At 65.2% G+C, this 18,292-nt stretch carries 23 protein-coding genes and 1 tRNA gene; 13 read left to right on the forward strand and 11 right to left on the reverse strand.

Features of this window, described 5'->3' with window-relative positions:
* Positions 1-7: 7 nt before the first annotated feature.
* The 4 genes from slmA to argB form a co-directional block, all read right to left on the reverse strand.
* On the reverse strand, positions 8-586 hold the full coding sequence (gene slmA / locus KY496_RS18715; RefSeq protein WP_005664013.1) for a nucleoid occlusion factor SlmA: 579 nt from the start codon (positions 584-586) through the stop codon (positions 8-10).
* A 7-nt stretch (positions 587-593) separates the two neighbouring features.
* On the reverse strand, positions 594-1,352 hold the full coding sequence (locus KY496_RS18720) for a pyrimidine 5'-nucleotidase (protein ID WP_005664011.1): 759 nt from the start codon (positions 1,350-1,352) through the stop codon (positions 594-596).
* Positions 1,353-1,441: 89 nt separating this feature from the next.
* Positions 1,442-1,516 (reverse strand) — tRNA-Thr (locus tag KY496_RS18725).
* 68 nt (positions 1,517-1,584) lie between these two features.
* Positions 1,585-2,514, reverse strand: a complete 930-nt coding sequence (argB, locus tag KY496_RS18730) for an acetylglutamate kinase (RefSeq protein WP_005664009.1) — start codon at positions 2,512-2,514, stop codon at positions 1,585-1,587.
* Between the two features lie 122 nt (positions 2,515-2,636).
* On the opposite strand from argB, the gene KY496_RS18735 reads away from it, so the two are divergent.
* Positions 2,637-2,840 (forward strand): cysteine-rich CWC family protein, encoded by a 204-nt coding sequence (locus KY496_RS18735; RefSeq protein WP_184238609.1) that lies wholly within the window; start codon positions 2,637-2,639, stop codon positions 2,838-2,840.
* A gap of 4 nt (positions 2,841-2,844) precedes the next feature.
* Here KY496_RS18735 and KY496_RS18740 read toward each other — a convergent pair whose 3' ends face one another.
* Positions 2,845-3,900 carry a PHB depolymerase family esterase gene (locus tag KY496_RS18740; RefSeq protein WP_219861944.1) on the reverse strand — a complete coding sequence of 352 codons (1,056 nt, stop codon included), beginning with the start codon at positions 3,898-3,900 and terminating at the stop codon, positions 2,845-2,847.
* A 98-nt stretch (positions 3,901-3,998) separates the two neighbouring features.
* Positions 3,999-4,478 (reverse strand): hypothetical protein, encoded by a 480-nt coding sequence (locus KY496_RS18745; RefSeq protein WP_219861945.1) that lies wholly within the window; start codon positions 4,476-4,478, stop codon positions 3,999-4,001.
* 152 nt (positions 4,479-4,630) lie between these two features.
* Here KY496_RS18745 and KY496_RS18750 point away from each other — a divergent pair, with 152 nt between their 5' ends.
* The 3 genes from KY496_RS18750 to KY496_RS18760 all read left to right on the forward strand — a co-directional run bounded on the left by KY496_RS18750 (position 4,631) and on the right by KY496_RS18760 (position 6,773).
* Entirely contained in the window at positions 4,631-4,825 is a 195-nt protein-coding gene (locus tag KY496_RS18750) for a DUF1289 domain-containing protein (RefSeq protein WP_184238604.1), read from the forward strand.
* A gap of 9 nt (positions 4,826-4,834) precedes the next feature.
* On the forward strand, positions 4,835-5,746 hold the full coding sequence (locus tag KY496_RS18755; protein WP_219861948.1) for an MBL fold metallo-hydrolase: 912 nt from the start codon (positions 4,835-4,837) through the stop codon (positions 5,744-5,746).
* A gap of 73 nt (positions 5,747-5,819) precedes the next feature.
* Positions 5,820-6,773: a nitronate monooxygenase family protein gene (locus KY496_RS18760; protein WP_005663998.1), complete on the forward strand. Its 954-nt coding sequence runs from the start codon at positions 5,820-5,822 to the stop codon at positions 6,771-6,773.
* Between the two features lie 3 nt (positions 6,774-6,776).
* On the opposite strand, the gene KY496_RS18765 is transcribed toward KY496_RS18760, so the two are convergent.
* Positions 6,777-7,361 carry a hypoxanthine-guanine phosphoribosyltransferase gene (locus KY496_RS18765; protein ID WP_219861950.1) on the reverse strand — a complete coding sequence of 195 codons (585 nt, stop codon included), beginning with the start codon at positions 7,359-7,361 and terminating at the stop codon, positions 6,777-6,779.
* Positions 7,362-7,488: 127 nt separating this feature from the next.
* Here KY496_RS18765 and KY496_RS18770 point away from each other — a divergent pair, with 127 nt between their 5' ends.
* The 7 genes from KY496_RS18770 to KY496_RS18800 all read left to right on the forward strand — a co-directional run bounded on the left by KY496_RS18770 (position 7,489) and on the right by KY496_RS18800 (position 12,695).
* Positions 7,489-9,306, forward strand: coding sequence for an aminopeptidase P family protein (locus KY496_RS18770; protein ID WP_219861952.1), 1,818 nt, complete (start codon positions 7,489-7,491; stop codon positions 9,304-9,306).
* Positions 9,306-9,566, forward strand: coding sequence for a hypothetical protein (locus tag KY496_RS18775; protein WP_071360932.1), 261 nt, complete (start codon positions 9,306-9,308; stop codon positions 9,564-9,566). Before KY496_RS18770 ends, KY496_RS18775 begins: the two co-directional genes overlap by 1 nt.
* A 30-nt stretch (positions 9,567-9,596) precedes the next feature.
* The gene (locus tag KY496_RS18780; protein ID WP_071360931.1) at positions 9,597-10,340 is read left to right on the forward strand and encodes an MgtC/SapB family protein; all 744 of its coding nucleotides are present in this window, start codon (positions 9,597-9,599) and stop codon (positions 10,338-10,340) included.
* Between the two features lie 59 nt (positions 10,341-10,399).
* Entirely contained in the window at positions 10,400-10,978 is a 579-nt protein-coding gene (locus tag KY496_RS18785; RefSeq protein ID WP_219861954.1) for a DUF924 family protein, read from the forward strand.
* Position 10,979: 1 nt separating this feature from the next.
* Complete coding sequence (locus tag KY496_RS18790) at positions 10,980-11,810, forward strand: Rossmann-like and DUF2520 domain-containing protein (protein WP_219865139.1); 831 nt, start codon at positions 10,980-10,982, stop codon at positions 11,808-11,810.
* 24 nt (positions 11,811-11,834) lie between these two features.
* Positions 11,835-12,212 carry an MAPEG family protein gene (locus KY496_RS18795; RefSeq protein ID WP_219861956.1) on the forward strand — a complete coding sequence of 126 codons (378 nt, stop codon included), beginning with the start codon at positions 11,835-11,837 and terminating at the stop codon, positions 12,210-12,212.
* A 120-nt stretch (positions 12,213-12,332) separates the two neighbouring features.
* A complete protein-coding gene (locus KY496_RS18800) occupies positions 12,333-12,695 on the forward strand; it encodes a hypothetical protein (protein ID WP_005663981.1) in 363 nt (120 codons plus the stop codon).
* A gap of 16 nt (positions 12,696-12,711) precedes the next feature.
* Here the strand turns inward: KY496_RS18800 and KY496_RS18805 are convergent, their stop codons facing one another.
* Positions 12,712-13,302: a hypothetical protein gene (locus KY496_RS18805; protein ID WP_005663979.1), complete on the reverse strand. Its 591-nt coding sequence runs from the start codon at positions 13,300-13,302 to the stop codon at positions 12,712-12,714.
* A 63-nt stretch (positions 13,303-13,365) separates the two neighbouring features.
* On the opposite strand from KY496_RS18805, the gene KY496_RS18810 reads away from it, so the two are divergent.
* Together KY496_RS18810 and KY496_RS18815 are read left to right on the forward strand one after the other, a co-directional pair.
* Entirely contained in the window at positions 13,366-13,962 is a 597-nt protein-coding gene (locus KY496_RS18810) for an alpha-ketoglutarate-dependent dioxygenase AlkB (RefSeq protein WP_184238623.1), read from the forward strand.
* A gap of 176 nt (positions 13,963-14,138) precedes the next feature.
* Complete coding sequence (locus KY496_RS18815) at positions 14,139-14,711, forward strand: porin family protein (RefSeq protein ID WP_005663975.1); 573 nt, start codon at positions 14,139-14,141, stop codon at positions 14,709-14,711.
* Positions 14,712-14,788: 77 nt separating this feature from the next.
* Here the strand turns inward: KY496_RS18815 and KY496_RS18820 are convergent, their stop codons facing one another.
* From KY496_RS18820 to rarD, 3 genes are all read right to left on the reverse strand, one after another.
* Positions 14,789-15,346, reverse strand: coding sequence for a transposase (locus KY496_RS18820; RefSeq protein WP_005663973.1), 558 nt, complete (start codon positions 15,344-15,346; stop codon positions 14,789-14,791).
* Positions 15,347-15,533: 187 nt separating this feature from the next.
* On the reverse strand, positions 15,534-17,201 hold the full coding sequence (gene ettA, locus KY496_RS18825) for an energy-dependent translational throttle protein EttA (RefSeq protein ID WP_005663971.1): 1,668 nt from the start codon (positions 17,199-17,201) through the stop codon (positions 15,534-15,536).
* Positions 17,202-17,329: 128 nt separating this feature from the next.
* Positions 17,330-18,211, reverse strand: a complete 882-nt coding sequence (gene rarD, locus KY496_RS18830; protein ID WP_005663969.1) for an EamA family transporter RarD — start codon at positions 18,209-18,211, stop codon at positions 17,330-17,332.
* Between the last annotated feature and the right edge of the window lie 81 nt (positions 18,212-18,292).

Here is an 18,292-nt window from a genome sequence, read left to right on the forward strand (position 1 = left end):
TCCGATTCTACGCCGCCAGCAGCAGGGACAGCTGGAGCGACGTGCCTTCGGTTGGATTGAGCTTGAAGCCCGTCTTCGCGAAGCGGTGCCAGCGGCCGGTGACATAGTTCACCAGCAGGCTGGCGCGCGCGGCGACGTCGGCTTCCTGGCCGTGTCCCTGGGTGACGGCCAGGCGCAGGGCGCCCTTGAAGGCCAGTTCGACCTTGTCGTAGAACTGGTTCATGCGCAGTTGCAGGCGCTCGTCTTCATTCACCAGCGCATCGCCGATCAGCACGCGCGTCATGCCCGGGTTGTTGGCCGCGAAGCCGAGCAGCATCTGCAGCATCGCGTGCGCCTGCGACAGGCCGCTGTCTTCTTTCTCGGTGATCTGGTTGATCACGCCGAATACCGACGACTCGATGAACTCGATCAGTCCCTCGTACATCTGCGCCTTGCTGGCGAAGTGGCGGTACAGCGCCGCTTCGGACACCGACAGGCGCGCCGCGAGCGCGGCGGTGGTGATTTTCTCGCCCTTGGGCTGCTCGAGCATCGAGGCCAGGGCCTGGAGGATTTGCAGCTTGCGCTGGCCTGGCTTCGTGCTTGCCATGGGATCCCTAGGAGTTGTTATTGGAGCGGCGCAGCCCGGAGAGCCGCGTCGGAAGTTGCCGCACGGATTTTACTTTGACATTGACGTAACCGGGGCATTTCAGGGTCCTCGGGAGGGGCGCTTTTCCAATCGGATCGCTCATCCGGGCGGTGTGACGCAGGTATTGGGTGACCCAGACGGTGCGCAGGCCCAGCTGGCGCGCGGTGCGCAGATTGGCCAGCGTGTCTTCGACCAGGATGCAGCGCTGGGCCGCGATGCCGTGCTTGCGCAGCAGGCGGCGCAACATCAGCTTCGACGGTTTCGGCCGCAACTGCCCGTGCACGTGCATGTGCTCGATTGCCACATGGTGCGAAAAATGGTTGTGCAGCTTCAGGCGGCGCACGATCTCGGTCGAATAGCTGTTCGGCGCATTGGTCAGCAAGATCTTGCGGCCAGGCAGGCGACGCAGCAGGCGCGCCAGGCCGCGCTCGGCGCGCAGCAGGGCGTCGAGCGGGCCGATGTCGTGGGTCTGGTGCAGGAAATCCCTGGCGCACACCTGGTGGTGGCGCATCATGCCGAGCAGGGTGGCGCCGTAGCGCTGCCAGTAGCCCAGGCGCGCGGCATCGACCATCTCTTGCGTGGCCGGCACGCCGTCGCTGCTCAGCACGCGCGCGATATACGTGTTCATATTGGCGCTGATCGCCGGGAAGATCGCGTGCGAGGCGTCGTGCAGGGTGTTATCGAGGTCGAACAGCCAGACTGGGGCTTGGAGGGAAGAAGTAGACACGGGTAATCGGCTCGCAAAAGATGCAACACGCGATTATGCCAGCGGCGCCTGACGACGTCATGGAGCGGGGTAAAACAGGGGATGGGAGATGGTGCCCTTGACGTGGATTGAACACGTGGCCTCTCCCTTACCAAGGGAGTGCTCTACCACTGAGCTACAAGGGCGGGTAGATGCGGTGGGCAATGCCCACCGTAACGACATTTTCTGTGGGGGTTTCCCCGTCACAAAAAATTTAGTGAGACCGGATCATAGTGCCAAAAGCCTGTTCGGTCAAGACTTCGAGCAACAATGAGTGCTCGATGCGGCCATCGATGATGTGCACGGTGTTCACGCCCGACTTCGCGGCGTCCAGCGCCGACGAGATCTTCGGCAGCATGCCGCCCGAGATCGTGCCGTCCGCGAACATTTCGTCGATCTCGCGCGCCGACAGGTCGGTCACCAGATTGCCCGCCTTATCCTGCACGCCGGCGATATTGGTCATCATGATCAGCTTTTCGGCTTTCAGGATTTCCGCGATCTTGCCGGCGACCACGTCGGCGTTGATGTTGTAGGCCTGGCCGTCCTGGCCGAAACCGATCGGCGAGATGATCGGGATGAAGGCGTCGTCCTGCAGCGCTTTCACGACGGCCGGGTTGATGGCCTCGATCTCGCCAACGAAACCGATGTCGAGGAACTCGCCCGGTTTTTCCTTGTCGGGCATCGCCATGCGGCGTGCGCGGATCAGGCCGCCGTCCTTGCCGGTCAGGCCGACTGCCTGGCCACCGTAGTGGTTAATCAGCATCACGATGTCTTGCTGAACTTCGCCGCCCAGCACCCACTCCACCACTTCCATGGTCTCTTCGTCGGTGATGCGCATGCCCTGCACGAAAGTGCCCTGCTTGCCGATCTTCTTCAGCGCATTGTCGATCTGCGGGCCGCCGCCGTGGACCACGACCGGGTTCATGCCCACCAGCTTGAGCAGGATGACGTCGCGCGCGAAGCCGTGTTTCAGGCGTTCGTCGGTCATGGCATTGCCGCCGTATTTGATGACGATGGTCTTGCCGTGGAAGTTGCGGATGTAGGGAAGCGCCTCGGCCAGGATCTGCGCCTTCAGCGCCGTCGACACGGCAGTCAAGTCGTCAGGTTGGTCGTCGGTCTTCAGGCTGGTCACTTGAGCGTTCATGGAGGGTCCGAAATAAATGTCGCGAGATTTTACAGGCAAATGCCGTAAAAACAGCGTAAACCTTGTGGGGAAAGGGCGGTGTCCTGTTGTATTTTATGGCAGCAATCGGTACTTTATCAGTTATGAGTATTTGCACGCGCTGCGGCGCCGAATTCGGATGTGCAATGGCCGACGGCGCCACCGAAGCTTGCTGGTGCACGGCCTTGCCGCCGGCGGTGGCCGTGCCGCAGGAGGCGGCCGGCTGCTGGTGCCCGGCGTGCCTGCGCGCGCATATTGCCGCGCACCCATTGCCAGTCGCCTTGCCAGTCGCGCCAACGACCGACTGACAGCTCAGCGCCGCGTGCGGAAGAAACGCATCATCTCGCGGCTCGCATCCGGTCCCTTGCCATCGGTATAGCTGCCGCGCGCATTGCCGCCGAACCAGGCATGGCCGGCGCCATGCACCAGCCAGTGTTCGGCCTGCACCATGCCGTCCTCGTCCGGATACAAGGTGCGCGTGTAGGCATGGCCGTCGGGCACGCGACCCGGTTCGGCGGTGCCCGGCTGCGCCAGATGGCGCGCGCCTTGCGCGACCACTTCCTCGCCATTGGCCGGATGCACGGTGGTGTCGCGGTCGCCGTGGAAGACGATGATCGGCAAGGGCTGTGCGCTCGTCGTGCTGCGGCGGAAGTCGCCCTTCATCGCCGCCAGCGCCGACGACAGGCTGTTGGCCGAGGCAAAGGGCAGGCCGGAATGCACGCCCACCGCCGCATACAGGTCGGGATAGAGCGTGCCCATGATGGTCGCCATCGCGCCGCCGGCGGACAGGCCGGCCACATACACCTGGCTTGGGTCCACCGCATGGCTGGCCATGATCGAGCGCGTCATGCCGGCGATGATCGATGGCTCGCCTTCGTCGCGGCGCTGGTCGACCGCATTGAACCAGTTCCAGCAGCGCGACAGGTTCGCGCCCTTGCTCTGGGCCGGATACAGCACCAGGCAGCCGATCTCTTCGGCCAGCACGTTCATCTGGGTGCCGGTGGCGAAATCTTCCGGGTCCTGGGTGCAGCCGTGCAGCATCACCACCAGCGGCGCCGGCGTACCGGTATAGCTGCCAGGCACATACAGCTTGTACTCGCGGCGGCCGGCGGCGTTCATGTGATGGCCGTCCTCGAACCTGCCGGTCAATGGCTCGCGCGCCGGCGGCGCAGGAGCGGGAGCAGGGGCACGGGCAGGGGCAGGGGCAGGCATGACGAAGTCGCGCATCTGGCGCTCGGCCACGCGCTGCACGGCTGCCGCGTTCTTCATGGCCTGCTGCACGGCGGCGCCAGGCGTGGCCGGTCCCGATCGCAACAGCGATCGGACGGCCCCGCTTAGCTGCCTCATCAGTAGTCGGTTGAGTTTCATGGCATTCCTTTTGTGCAGTGCACAATTTCACGCCACGAGCTTACACCAACCTGTCAAACGTTGCCGAGCGTCTGTTGTTGCAGTATTTCTGCGACTGTTTACCCACACATCTCCACGTAGTCGACAGCCGGCTTGATGCCGGCGCGCATGGTCGTCAGTTTCCCTTTGCTGGCTTCGAAGATCAGGGCCTTGTTCTCGCCTTTGGGCAAGACAAGGTACTGGCCCTGTTCGTCGTATTTGTGGCGTTCGCTGCGCAGCCCGGGAGCATGGCGCAACGCATCCTTGGCCGACATGCGCGACGTGACGCCGGCGCTGTTGCGCACCACCGTCCTGGCGTCGGCGCGCACGATCACGCCGTTCTCGACCATGAAGCTCACCTGTGGATAACGCTTGAAGCGGACGATGGGGCAAGAGGGATCGAGCGGCCGCGGCGTGGCGCGCTGGCCCAGCGTGCGTTCGACCTGGTCGAGCCGCTGGCCGAACCCGATCTTGCCGTAGCCATCGGGCGACAACACCTGGCTCGACGCCGTGGCGGACACGCCCAACAGGGCGCTCGCGATGATGAAACGAATGTTCATGGGTCACCTCGTGCAGCAACATGAATCAATGCGACACTGTTCCAAAGACAGTGCGTATTGACGAGTATAGTGACTCACAAGCAAAAACGGCGCTGGACTGCCGGACGCGCGATAATGCCGCCTCCGACACATATCCGCTCAGGCATCAGGCAATGGCTCCAGAACTGCACACTCCCGTCCCTTCGCCCTGCATCAATATCTGCAAGATGGTGCCGGCAACCGGCTTGTGCGAGGGCTGCATGCGCACGATCGACGAGATCCGCGCCTGGCGCAATGCCAGCGAGGACGAGAAGCGCGCGATCTGGGCCGAGATCCGGCGCCGCGAAGCCGGGCTGTTCGGCGAGTAAGGGCGCGCCATGGACCTGCGTTTGCCGCCGTCGATTCATGTGCTCGAGCGCAACTGGCTGTCGTCGAATAATGTCCTGTTGATCGGGCCTGACGACACGGCCCTGATCGACAGCGGCTACGTCACCCATGCGCCGCAGACGCTGGCGCTGGTGCGCCACCTGCTGCGCGGCCGTCCGCTCGACCGCCTGCTCAACACCCACCTGCACTCCGACCACTGCGGCGGCAACGCGGCCCTGCAGGCCGCCTACGGCTGCCACACCGCGATCCCCGCGCCGGAAGCCGACAAGGTCGCGCGCTGGGACGAAGCGGCGCTGAGTTTTCGCGCCACCGGCCAGCAATGCCCGCGTTTCGGCTTCGACGGCGTGCTGGCGCCGGGCGACACCTTATCGTTGGGCGGCCTGCGCTGGCAGGTATTGGCCGCGCCTGGCCATGATCCGCATGCGCTGCTCATCTTTTGTGCAGACGAAGGCGTGCTGGTGTCCGGCGACGCGCTGTGGCAGGACGGCTTCGGCGTGATCTTCCCCGAGCTGGCCGGGGAGCCCGGCTTCGACGAGGTCGGGGCCACGCTCGAGCTGATCGGCAGCCTGGCGCCGCGCGTGGTCATTCCCGGGCATGGGCCCGTGTTCGGCGACGTCGATGCGGCCCTGGCGCGGGCCAGGGCGCGCCTCGACTACCTGGCGGCCGATCCGACACGCAATGCACGCAACGCGGTCAAGGTGCTGCTCAAGTTCCTGTTGCTGGAGCGTGGGAAGATTGCCGTGGCCACGCTGCCGCGCCTGCTCGCATCGATTCCGCTGGTCGAGCGGGTGCGGCCGACCGTGCTCGGACTGGATGCCGATGCGTTGGCGCAATGGGCAGCCGCAGCGCTGGTGCGCGCCGGCGCGGCGCGCATCGAGGGGGAGATGTTGCTCGATCTTTAGAGGAAGAAATCTAGCACGGTCGTTCTTTTTCTGGGGCTATAATGGCCCGATACCCAACACCGAGAGTCCTTTCATGCCGATGCCCGCCGCGTTGCAAGACCTGTCCCTTCCCGTCATCGCCTCGCCGATGTTCATCGCCAGCGGTCCCGCCCTGGTGGCGGCCCAGTGCAAGGCCGGCATCGTCGGTTCCTTCCCGGCCCTGAACGCGCGTCCGGCCGAATTGCTCGACACCTGGCTGACCGACCTGCAGCGCGAGCTGGCCGACTACGCGGCCGCCAATCCGGGCGCGAAAGTGGGCCCGATCGCGGTCAACCAGATCGTCCATCAATCGAACGACCGCCTGGCGCACGACGTCGAGGTGTGCGTCAAGCACCAGGTGCCGATCATCATTTCGTCGCTGCGCGCGCCGCCGCGCGAGATGATGGATGCGGTGCACTCGTATGGCGGCATCGTGCTGCACGACGTGGTCTCGATCCGGCACGCCGAGAAGGCGCTGGAGGCGGGCGTCGATGGCCTGATCCTGGTGGCGGCCGGCGCCGGCGGCCATGCCGGCGCGCTGTCGCCGTTCGCGCTGGTGGGAGAGGTGCGCAAGTTCTTCAAGGGGCCGATTGCCCTGTCCGGATCGATCGCGACCGGCGACGCGATCCTGGCGGCGCAGGCGATGGGCGCCGACTTCGCCTACATCGGTTCGCGCTGGCTGGCCACGAAGGAGTCGAACGTCAGCGACGGCTACCGCGACGCGATCGTCGAATCGAGCGCGGCGGACGTGGTGTACACCAACCTGTTCACCGGCGTGCACGGCAACTACCTGAAAAAATCGATCGTGGCGGCCGGGCTGGATCCGGACAACCTGCCGCAATCGGACAAGAGCAAGATGAGCTTCGGCTCGGGCGCGGCCAAGGCCTGGCGCGACATCTGGGGCGCAGGCCAGGGCGTAGGCCTGATGGACGACGTGCCGACGGTGGCCGAGATGGTCGGGCGGCTCAAGCGCGAGTACGACGCCGCGCGGGCGCGGCTGGCGCTGTAAGACTCAATCCGCCTGCTTCAGGTCTTCCTGACGAATGGTCCACAAGCCCGGCAGGTTGCGCCAGTAGCCATACACGTCCATGCCGAAGCCGACCACGAACTTGTTGGGCAGGGTCAAGCCCACCAGGTCGGCCTGGATCGGCTTGGCGCGGCCCAGGTCCTTGTCGGCGAACACCACGACGACGACTTCGGCGGCGCCCATGTCGAGCAGGCGCTGCTTGACGTGGGCCAGGGTCTCGCCTTCGTCCAGGATATCGTCGACTACCACGATCTTGCGGCCGACGACGTTCTGGCGCGGGATCACCTTCCACACGATCTCGCCGCCGCGGTCTTCGTCGCCATAGCGGCTGACGTGGATGTAGTCGAAGTCGAGCGGGAAGGTCAGTTGCGGCAGCAGGTGGCCGGTAAACACCACCGCGCCGCCCATCACCCCCAGCACCAGCGGGAATTCGGCCGCGCCCTCGGCGTTGAAACGGGCATTGAGTTCGTCGGCGACGCGCCGCACGGCGGCATTGACTTCGACGGGTTCGACGATCTGGGTGGCATTCGCCAGTAGCGCTCGCGCGCGCTCATGGTGGAAATCGTGCATGGTCTTCAGTTCAGTTGAGTGCGGGACCATTATGCGTCATCCGTCGGACCCATGCGTTCCCGTTGGCCATTCGGGAGGATTGCGGCGTATGATACGTGGCTTGGAAAACAAAACCGACGCATCAGCCATGTCCCATAACGAATTCCAGGCCGCACGTGCAGGCCGCCTCGCGCAACTGCGCGCCGCCATGGCGCGCCACGGCATCGACGCCTACATCGTCCCGTCGAGCGATCCGCATCTGTCGGAATACCTGCCCGGCCACTGGAAGGGCCGCGAATGGCTGTCCGGCTTCACCGGCTCGGTCGGCACCTTCATCGCCACCGCCGATTTCGCCGGCGTCTGGACCGATGGTCGCTACTTCACGCAGGCCGAGACCGAGCTGGCAGGCTCCGAGATCGCGCTGATGAAGATCCCGGGCGCCGCGAGCCAGCTGCACGTCGACTGGCTGGCCGCCAACCTGGCAGCGGGCCAGACCGCCGCCGTCGATGCGCGCGTGCTGGGCCTGGCCGGCGCGCGCCTGTTGAAAGATGCCCTGGCCGCCAGGGGCGTGACCCTGCGCACCGACATCGACCTGCTCGACGAAGTCTGGAGCGAGCGTCCATCGCTGCCGCTCGAACCGGTGTTCGAACACGTCGCGCCCTACGCCACCGTCAGCCGCGCCGACAAGCTGCACGCCACGCGCGCCGCGATGGAAGCGCATGGCGCGGGCTTCCATTTCATCTCGACGCTGGACGACATCGCCTACCTGTTCAACCTGCGCGGCGCCGACGTCAGCTTCAACCCGGTGTTCCTGGCGCATGCGCTGATCGGCCGCGGCGACGCGACCCTGTTCGTCCTCGAGGGCAAGGTGCCGCAAGATGTGCGCGCCCGCCTGGAAGCCGACGACGTGCACCTGGCGCCGTACGCCAATGCCGTGCACGCGCTCGAATCGCTGCCGGAAGGCGCGACCCTGCTGCTCGATCCGCGCCGCGTCACCGCCGGCATGCGCGCCGCCGTGGCGCAGGGCGTGAACGTGGTCGAGGCGATCAACCCGACCACCTTCGCCAAGTCGCGCAAGCTGGAAAGCGAGGCGGTGAACGTGCGCGCCGCGATGGAACAGGATGGCGCCGCGCTGTGCGAATTCTTCGCCGCGCTCGAGCCGCTGCTGGCCGACCCGAACCGCGCGCCGTTGAATGAAGTCGACATCGACACCCGCCTCACCGCCGCGCGCGCGCGCCGTCCTCATTTCGTGAGCGCCAGCTTCTCGACCATCGCCGGCTTCAACAGCAATGGCGCGATCATGCACTACCGCGCCGAACAAGCCACCTGCGCCGTCATCGAAGGCGACGGCCTGCTGCTGATCGATTCGGGCGGCCAGTACCTGGGCGGCACCACCGACATCACGCGCGTGATCCCGGTCGGCGCGCCAAGCGCCGCGCAGAAGCGCGACTACACGCTGGTGCTGAAGGGCCTGATCAACCTGTCGGCCGCGCGCTTCCCGCGCGGCACCCGCGCGCCGATGCTGGACGCGATCGCGCGCGCCCCGATCTGGGCCGCCGGCATCGACTACGGCCACGGCACCGGCCACGGCGTCGGCTACTTCCTCAATGTGCACGAAGGCCCGCAGACGATTTCGCCGGCGGTGCCGCCGGAGCCGCATACCGCGATGGAGCCGGGCATGATCACCTCGATCGAGCCGGGCATCTATCGTCCGGGACGCTGGGGCATCCGCATCGAGAACCTGGTGCTGAACCAGCACGTCGAGACGTCCGAGTTCGGCGAATATCTTGGCTTCGAGACCCTGACCTTGTGCCCGATCGATACGCGCCCCATCGATCGCAGCCTGCTGCGCGCCGACGAAATCGCGTGGCTGAACGACTACCACGCGACCGTGCGCGCGCGCCTGACGCCGCACGTCGAAGGCCCGGCATTCGAGTGGCTGATGCTGCGCACGGAGGCGATCTGATGGCCAGCTCGCGTTCCACCCGCGCCAGCACCGCCGTCGAGCGCCTGAAGCAGCGCACCGGGAACAATCTGTACTCGATGGCGCGCACCGGCGACGGCCATTTTTACCTGTCCGAGGCGCCCGGCAGCCCGCCGCTGTGCCCGCCGATGGAGCTCGACGATTTCGTCAACTTCGTCAAGGGTCTCGGTCCGCAGGAGCAGCCGCGCATCAGCAAGAACGACCTGGCGTTCGAGAAGCAGCTGGTCAAGAAAAAAACCTGACCGCCGGCCGACCATGAACACGATGCGCGCATGACGGAAGCCAACCTGTTCGCGGCCTACTGGTCCAAGAACGAGCTGTTCACCAATGGCCTGATCCTGTTGCACCTGGTCGGGGCCCTGCTGCTCGGCCTCCTGGTCGGCTACGAGCGCGCCTATCACGGGCGCGCCGCCGGCATGCGCACCTATGGCCTGGTGTGCATGGCCTCGGCCGCGCTGACCATCCTGGCCGGCTATCCGGACCTGTGGTACGGCGGCCATGCGGGCCTGCTGGCGCCGATCGATCCGACCCGCATCATCCAGGGCGTGGTCACCGGCATCGGCTTCCTCGGCGCCGGCGTCATCATGCGCGACGGCTTCAATATCAGCGGCCTGACCACGGCGGCCTCGATCTGGGCCTCGTCGGCGATCGGCGTCCTGATCGGCATCGGCTTCTACCTCGCCGCGATGGGCCTGGCCTTCCTGTCGGCGATGATCATGATCTACCTGAACCGCCTGGAGACCTTCCTGCCGTCGCGCCACGCGGTGGCGGTGCGGATGCGCTTCCGGCCCGAATTCATGCCGCGCGAAGACGCGATCCGCAAGGTGGCGCTCGAACGCGGCTACGAGATCGCCGGCAGCTCGCTGACCATCAGCAGCGACGAAGGGCGCCAGGAATGGCGCTTCGTGGCGCTGGCGCTGTCGCGCAAGACCGGCGCGCCGCTGTCCGAACTGGCGCGCGAACTGGCCGCCTTCGACGGCGTCGATTCGTTCCAGCTGTCGCACGCGCGCAATTGAAGCGCCACGCATCTTCATCTTCAGGCAACACCAATAACAATGCCAAACGGGGTTTTCCAATGGACGCACAAGAAGTTCTCGATTTCTGGTTCCTGCCGTCTTCCGACCCGGGCCACGGCCAGCAGCGCGCCGCATGGTTCCGCAAGGACGACGCCTTCGACGCCGTCATCCGCGAGCGCTTCGGCGCCGCGATCAACCACGCGATCGCCGGCGGCCTGCGCGAATGGGACGAGGAGGGTCCGCGCGGCGTGCTGGCGCGCATCCTGGTGCTCGACCAGTTCACCCGCAACGCCTATCGCGGCACGCCGGAATCCTTCGCCGGCGACGTGCTGGCGCTGAACGCCGCGCGCCAGCTGGTGGCGTCGGGCGCGCACCTGGCCCTGAGCCCGTGGGAGCGTTCCTTCGCCTACATGCCGTTCGAGCACGCCGAAGACGCGCGCACCCAGGAGCAGTCGGTCGAGCTGTTCACCGACCTGGCCGCCAGCCATGAAGGCTTCAGCCAGTCGCTCGACTATGCGCACCGCCACCGCGGCGTGATCGCGCGCTTCGGCCGCTTCCCGCACCGCAACCCGATCCTGGGCCGCGCCTCGACGCCCGAAGAACTCGACTACCTGGCCAAGCCGGGTGCGGGTTTCTGACGTGGCCTCGACCCTCAACCTGGTCGGCGCCGGCCATGTCGGCAAGGCGCTGGGACGCCTGCTGTCGGCCAGCGGCGCCTACGTGGTGCAGGACGTGCTGACCCGCTCGCCGGCCAGCGCCCGGGCGGCGCTCGACTTCATCGGAGCCGGCCGCGCCGGCGCCGACCTGGCGGCGCTGCGTCCGGCCGACGTTTGGCTGCTGGCCGTGAACGACGACCAGATCGCGCCGATGGCCGCGGCGCTGGCGCAGGCGCATGACGTCCGCGGCGCGGTCGTGTTCCACTGCAGCGGCGCCAAGGCGTCGGGCGAATTGCAGGCGCTCGCGGACCAGGGGGCGCTGGTGGCCAGCGTGCATCCGATCCGCAGCTTCGCCGATCCCGACGCCGTGGCGCGCGACTTCGCCGGCACCTTCTGCGGCATCGAGGGCGAGGCCAAAGCGCTGGCGCGTCTGGCGCCGGCGTTCGAGGCGATCGGCGCGCGCCTCGTGCCCATCGATGCCGCGGCCAAGACGGTCTACCATGCGGCGGCGGTGTTCGCGTCGAATTACCTGACCACGGTGCTCGACGCCGCGCTGCGCGCCTGGCAGGCGGCCGGAGTGCCGGAGGCGATCGCGCGCGAGCTGGCGCGTCCGCTCGCCAGCGAGACCATGGCCAACGTATTCCGCCTGGGCCCGGCGGCGGCCCTGAGCGGGCCGGTGGCGCGCGGCGACCATGCGACCGTGGCGCGCCAGCAGCAGGCCCTGCTCGAGTGGGACGAGGCCACCGGCAGGCTGTACGAGGCGCTGGTGCCATTGACGGCGGATCTGGCGCGGCGCAAGCACGCTGCTGCATGACTTCGACACAATAAGGAAAACGCGATGTTCTTTACCGCCTGGGCCACACTCGCCGTGCTGGGTGTCTATTTCTGGACCTGGGGCGTCGCCGGCTACGCCCGCGTGCGCTACAAGGTGCCGGCGCCATCGATGGAGGGTCCCGAGGCATTCCAGCGCGCCCACCGCGTTCAGATGAACACCCTGGAAATGCTGCCGCTGGTGCTGGTGCCGCTGTGGCTGTGCGCCACCTTCCTGGGCGACCTGTGGGGGGCGGCTGGCGGCCTGCTGTGGTGCCTGGGCCGCATCATGTATGCGCTCGGCTACTACCGCGACCCGGCCAGGCGCGAAGCGGGCTTCATTCTGGGCATGCTGGCTTGCGCTGCGTTAATCGGCGCCACAGTTTTCGGCTTATTGATGCGCTAAAGCGAAAAAAGCGAATACAAAGATCGACAAAGTTCCCGTATGGAAATATGCTTGAGTACTGACTACTAATTAGCATCGCGCGTCTCGTCCTGATGGTCACTGGCGCGCCAGGAGAACAATATGTTGTTTCTGAAGAGCACGAGTGTAACCAAGGCGCCAGGGATCTATGAGGTCGACGTCGCAGCCAAGCCGCCGGGTAAAACCTTTGGCGTCTTCCTGGCCACCGACCCGGAAAACCCGCCGCACACCGTGCTTGCCGGCCTGGCCGAACTGGGTTTCCAGAATGTCCATCAACAAAACTATGTTCACCGCGACAAGGGCAAGGTGCTCGACCTGCATTTCCAGAAGGACGGCACCGATATGTTCAAGGGTTGGAAGGCGGAGGAATGCAGCGCCAACCTGGCCGCCATCGACGCCCTGTTCGGCAATGTCGGCATCAAGGTGGCGCCGCGCGTGATGAGCCTGGCCGAAGCCTACGCCTGACACCCTGGCGTCTCGCTCAGGCCATCACTTCCAGGTGATACAGGGCCCAGGGGCAGGCGCCGAAACGCTGCGCCAGCGGGAGCGCCGCCATCTCCGGCACCCGGTCGGCGTCATACACGGCCCATAGCGGCCCCAGCCCGCCCAGCGGCATCGGCTTGCCATCCAGGTGGGTGGCGACGATGACATTCCACGCTCGCAGCTGTCGCATTTCCAGCACGGCGGCATAGCCGTCGACCGCCCGCATCAGCACCTTGGCGGCATCGCGCGGCTCCGCGCCGGCCTGGGCCAGCACCTCGAGCAGCAGCGGTCCGCGCAAGGTGTGCGGCTTGCCGTCGTATTCCAGGGTCGGGCGGATGGTGCGCGCCGGCAGGGCGGCCAGGGCTGCGAAATCGAGGGCATAGGCACGGTCGAACGCCAGCTTCTGCTTGGCCATCATCTGGTCGAGCGCCGGATCGAGGGCGCCGCGGTTGCTGCGCGTGATTGCGCCGGTGATGGTCAGCAGTGTCGGCCCTGCGGTCGGCCCCGGGGCCGTGCCCGTACTGCGGCTGGCGAAGGCCGGCGCTGCGCCAGCCACGACGGCGGCGCCGAGGAAATGGCGTTTGTCCATGCGAGAATGCGCCGTGGTGGAAAGCTCACCATCATAACCGTGAATTTCGCGCACATATTGACGATGGATTTATTCGCTGCCGACTCCGTCCCGACTCCTATCCCGCTCAAGGACGGCGAGCTCGCCTGGATGCCCCAGCTGCCACTGCCCTGGACCAATGCCGAGGTCATGGCGCGCCTGCTGCGCGAGACCGACTGGCGCGAGGAAACGGTAGTGGTGTACGGCAAGCGTCACCTGCAGCCGCGCCTGAGCGCCTGGTACGGCGACGCGGCCTATACCTACTCCGGACTGCGCCTGCAGCCGGCGCCGTTCACGCCCCTGCTCGACACATTGCGCCAGGCCGTCGAGGCAGCGAGTGGACACCGCTTCAACAGCGTCCTGCTGAATCTCTACCGTAACGAGCGCGACAGCATGGGCATGCACAGCGACGACGAGCCGGAACTGGGACCGCAACCGGTCATCGCCTCGCTCAGCCTGGGCGCTGCCCGCACCTTCATCCTGAAGCATAAATACAACAAAAAGACTGTCCGATTGGAATTGACCGATGGCAGTCTGTTGCTGATGCGCGGTGAAACCCAGAAATATTGGTTGCATGGCATCAATAAGATGACACGCGCGTTACAAGCGCGGGTCAACCTAACTTTCAGGAAAATCGTTTAAACTGACTGCAATCTCATCGATCCACTCGGAAATATTAATAACCGGCGGGTCATTAAGTTACACTTTCTTACAGTTCTTACGGAATCGGCACGGACTTGCTCTTTCGGCAGTGCTATCTTGGTCACATCGCGATTCGTTGGGAATCGCGAGCCAGATGAACAAGAAGAGGAATTGAGATGAAAAAGCTGATCGTTGCACTGCTCGCTACCACCGCCGCTGTCTCGGCTGTCCAGGCACAAGAATTCACCCCACGCGCCTACGTCGGCGTCGGTGCGGTGGCTACCGATTATGAAAGCCGCGTCCCAGGTGCAACCACCGCCGACATCGATACCATCAAGGCATCGGCCAAGCTGTTCGGCGGCTACGAGTTCACCCCGAACTGGGCAGTCGAAGTCGGCCACACCGACTACCGCAGCGCCGACATCTACTACACCCTGGGCCCAGTGGCTGCCAGCGGTCAGGTCGATGGCCGTTCGACCTACGTCGCCGCCAAGTTCAGCTCGCCGCTGACCGAGAAGCTGGTCGGCTACGCCAAGCTGGGCGTGTCGCATGACGTGAACGAACTGGCAGCGGTCAACGCGTCGCTGAACCGTCGCGACAGCGACAACAACGCCTACGGCGCCCTGGGTGTGCAGTACAACATCAACCAGGACGTGGCGGTGATCGCCGAATACGAACGCTTCGGCGGCACCCGCGACTTCGGCGTGCGTCCGAACGCACTGACCATCGGCGCGAAATACTCGTTCTAAGCCGAGCGTTTCACAAGCCAAAAGGCCCTTCGGGGCCTTTTTTCATGGTCGGATCATCCGGGCAAGCGGCATGGCGATTACAGCCGCGCCAGCGCCAGGCCCTGCGGCCGCTGCACCCATGGCGGCACGATGATCGACGGTTCGGGCGCCGCATGCCCGGCCGAGATGAAACGGTGCAGCGACGACCACGGCCATTCACGCGCCTCGAGGCAATGGCCATGGCGCACGGCGTCGGTATGGACATAGTCGACCAGCGCCGCGTAATCGTCGTCCAGGCCGACCCGGTAGTGGCGGTAGTGGCGTTCCCAGACCGCGCCGTCGTCCACCCCGGGCTGGCCGGTCTTGCGCAGCGCTTTGGAAAAGGCGATCTTGACCGCCCGCCAGCGGCTGGAACAGTCGTGGTCGCCCGGTGGCAGGGTCCAGATGGCGTGGGCGTGATCGGGCAGGACCGCCCAGGCATCGACGTGGAAAGGACGGCGCGTACGCGCCAGCCGCATGGCTTCCCCGAACGCGGAGATATGTTCGGTCAACAGGTGACTGCCGCGGTCGAGCAGGCGCACCGTGAAAAAGAAGGTCCCGCCGGGGACGCGGTTATCGCGGTAAAGATTGCGGTAACTGTTAGGGTAATCGAGCATGGTCTGGCCGACGCCGCGCGCATGAAGCGGCTGCGGTCGACGAGCTTCCGGTAGTCCTCATCGCAAACAGTTTTACATATTTTGCATTCGGACCCCGTTCCATTTCCGCTAGTAAAAAGCCCGCCAATGACGGTCGCCAAGGCGGGATTTTCCCTTACGAAACAAGCGCTTGCATTCTGTCCACGGATCAGGTGGTCAGCGGCTTGTAGCGGATACGCTTCGGCTTGGCGCCTTCTTCGCCCAGGCGTTTCTTCTTGTCGGCTTCGTATTCCTGATAGTTGCCATCGAAGAAGGTAACCTGCGAATCGCCTTCGAAGGCCAGGATATGGGTCGCGATACGGTCCAGGAACCAGCGATCGTGGGAGATCACCATCACGCTGCCGGCGAACTCGAGCAGTGCATCTTCCAGTGCGCGCAGGGTTTCGACGTCCAGGTCGTTCGACGGTTCGTCCAGCAGCAGGACGTTGCCGCCCTGCAGCAGGGTCTTGGCCAGGTGCAGACGGCCGCGTTCACCGCCCGACAGATTGCCCACGACTTTTTGCTGGTCAGAACCCTTGAAGTTGAAGCGGCCCAGGTAGGCGCGCGACGGCATTTCGAAGCGGCCCACGCTGAGCATGTCGGCGCCGCCGGAGACGTCTTCGAACACGGTCTTGTTGTTGGCCAGTTCGTCGCGGCTCTGGTCGACCAGCGACACCTTGGCGGTCTTGCCGATCACGACTTCGCCGCTGTCCGGCTGCTCTTTGCCGGCGATCATCTTGAACAGGGTCGACTTACCGGCGCCGTTGGGGCCGATGATGCCGACGATCGCGCCTGGCGGGATGGTGAACGACAAATTATCAATCAACAGACGGTCGCCGAAGGCTTTCGAGACGTTCTTGAACTCGATGACTTCATTGCCCAGGCGCTCGGCCACGGGGATGAAGATCTCCTGCGTCTCGTTGCGCTTCTGGTATTCGTATTCGGAGAGTTCGTTGAAGCGGGCCAGGCGGGCTTTCGACTTGGCCTGGCGCGCCTTCGGATTCTGGCGCGACCATTCGAGTTCCTTCTGCAGCGCCTTCTGGCGCGCCGATTCGGTCGCTTCTTCCTGTTTCAGGCGCGCCTGCTTCTGGTCGAGCCACGACGAGTAATTGCCCTTCCATGGGATGCCATGGCCGCGGTCCAGTTCCAGGATCCATTCGGCGGCGTTGTCGAGGAAGTAGCGGTCGTGGGTGATGCCGACCACGGTGCCCGGGAAGCGCAGCAGGAATTGCTCCAGCCACTCGACCGATTCGGCGTCCAGGTGGTTGGTCGGTTCGTCGAGCAGCAGCATGTCGGGTTTCGACAGCAGCAGCTTGCACAGCGCCACGCGGCGCTTCTCGCCACCCGACAGCACGCCGATTTTCTGGTCCCATGGCGGCAGGCGCAGCGCGTCGGCGGCCATTTCCATTTGCAGGTTCAGGTTGCCGCCGTCGGCCGCGGCGATGATCGATTCCAGGCGTTCCTGTTCCTTGGCCAGGGCGTCGAAGTCGGCATCCTCGTCGGCGTAGGCGGCGTACACGGCTTCGAGCTTGGCTTGCGCCTCGAAGGCTTCGCCGAGGCCGGATTCCACTTCTTGACGCACGGTTTTTTCCGGGTCGAGCTGCGGTTCCTGCGGCAGGTAGCCGATGTTCAGGCCCGGCATCGGGCGTGCTTCGCCCTGGATGTCGGTGTCGATGCCGGCCATGATCTTGAGCAGGGTCGACTTGCCCGAGCCGTTCAGGCCCAGCACGCCGATCTTGGCGCCCGGGAAGAAGGACAACGAGATGTCCTTGAGAATTTGACGTTTCGGCGGGACGATCTTGCCCACGCGGTTCATCGTATAGACGTAATTGGCCATGCTTTGACTCTGGTGTTGTTTAAGGTGCACAGGATACGACAGAACCCCGTGCCCGACACAGGATTTCTTGGCCGATGCCGGTGAAATCCTGCGGGTTATTAACAGGAACTGCGAGAAACTGCGCCGGATCAGCCCTTGGCCGGCGCCGGCGGCCGGCGCAGCAGGCCTTCGCCGGCGAACAGGATCAGCGCGCTCCAGATCAGCACGAAGCCGACCAGGCGATCGGCGGTAAACGCTTCCTTGAACAGCCACACGCCGAGCAGGAATTGCAGGGTCGGCGACAGGTATTGCAGCAGGCCCAGGACCGACAGCGGGATCTTGCGCGCGCCGCTGGCGAACAGCAGCAGCGGGATCGCGGTGAGCGGGCCGGCCATCACCAGCAGCACGCGCGTGGTGTCGGAGTCGGTGTTGATGAACACGTTCTGGCCATTCACGGTCAGCCAGATGACATAGGCGGCCGCCAGCGGGAACAGCACGATGGTCTCGAACGACAGTCCCTCGAGCGCGCCGAGCGCCGCCGTCTTGCGCAGCAGGCCGTAGCCGCCGAAGGAGAACGCCAGGAACAGCGCGATCCAGGGCACCGTGCCGGTCTGCCAGGTCAGCCAGGCCACGCCCAGCGCGGCAATCGCGATCGCCACCCACTGGACGGCGCGCAGGCGCTCCTTCAGGATCAGGTAGCCCAGCATGATATTGACCAGCGGATTGATGAAATAGCCGAGGCTGGCTTCGATCACGTGGTGGTTGGTGACCGACCAGATATACACCAGCCAGTTGGCGCTGAGCAGCAGGGCGGACAGCACGAAGCTGAAGAACACGCGCGGCTGGCGCACCACGTTCAGCCATTTCCACTGGCGCCGCAGCACCAGCACGATCAGCAGGAAGCCGAGCGACCACAGCATGCGGTGCGCCAGGATCTGCAGTGGCGGCACGCCGTCCAGCGCGTGGAAATAAATGGGGAACAGGCCCCAGCAGAGAAAGGCCAGGGCCGCGTAGATGATTCCGGAACGCATGGAAGTGGGGGCTGGATTGCAGGGATGACATTATCCCTGAATATGTACGCAGCTGCTGGAGGGTGCCTCTTTTTGCAGGGG

Source organism: Massilia sp. NP310, from assembly GCF_019443485.1.
Lineage (GTDB): Bacteria > Pseudomonadota > Gammaproteobacteria > Burkholderiales > Burkholderiaceae_D > Telluria > Telluria timonae.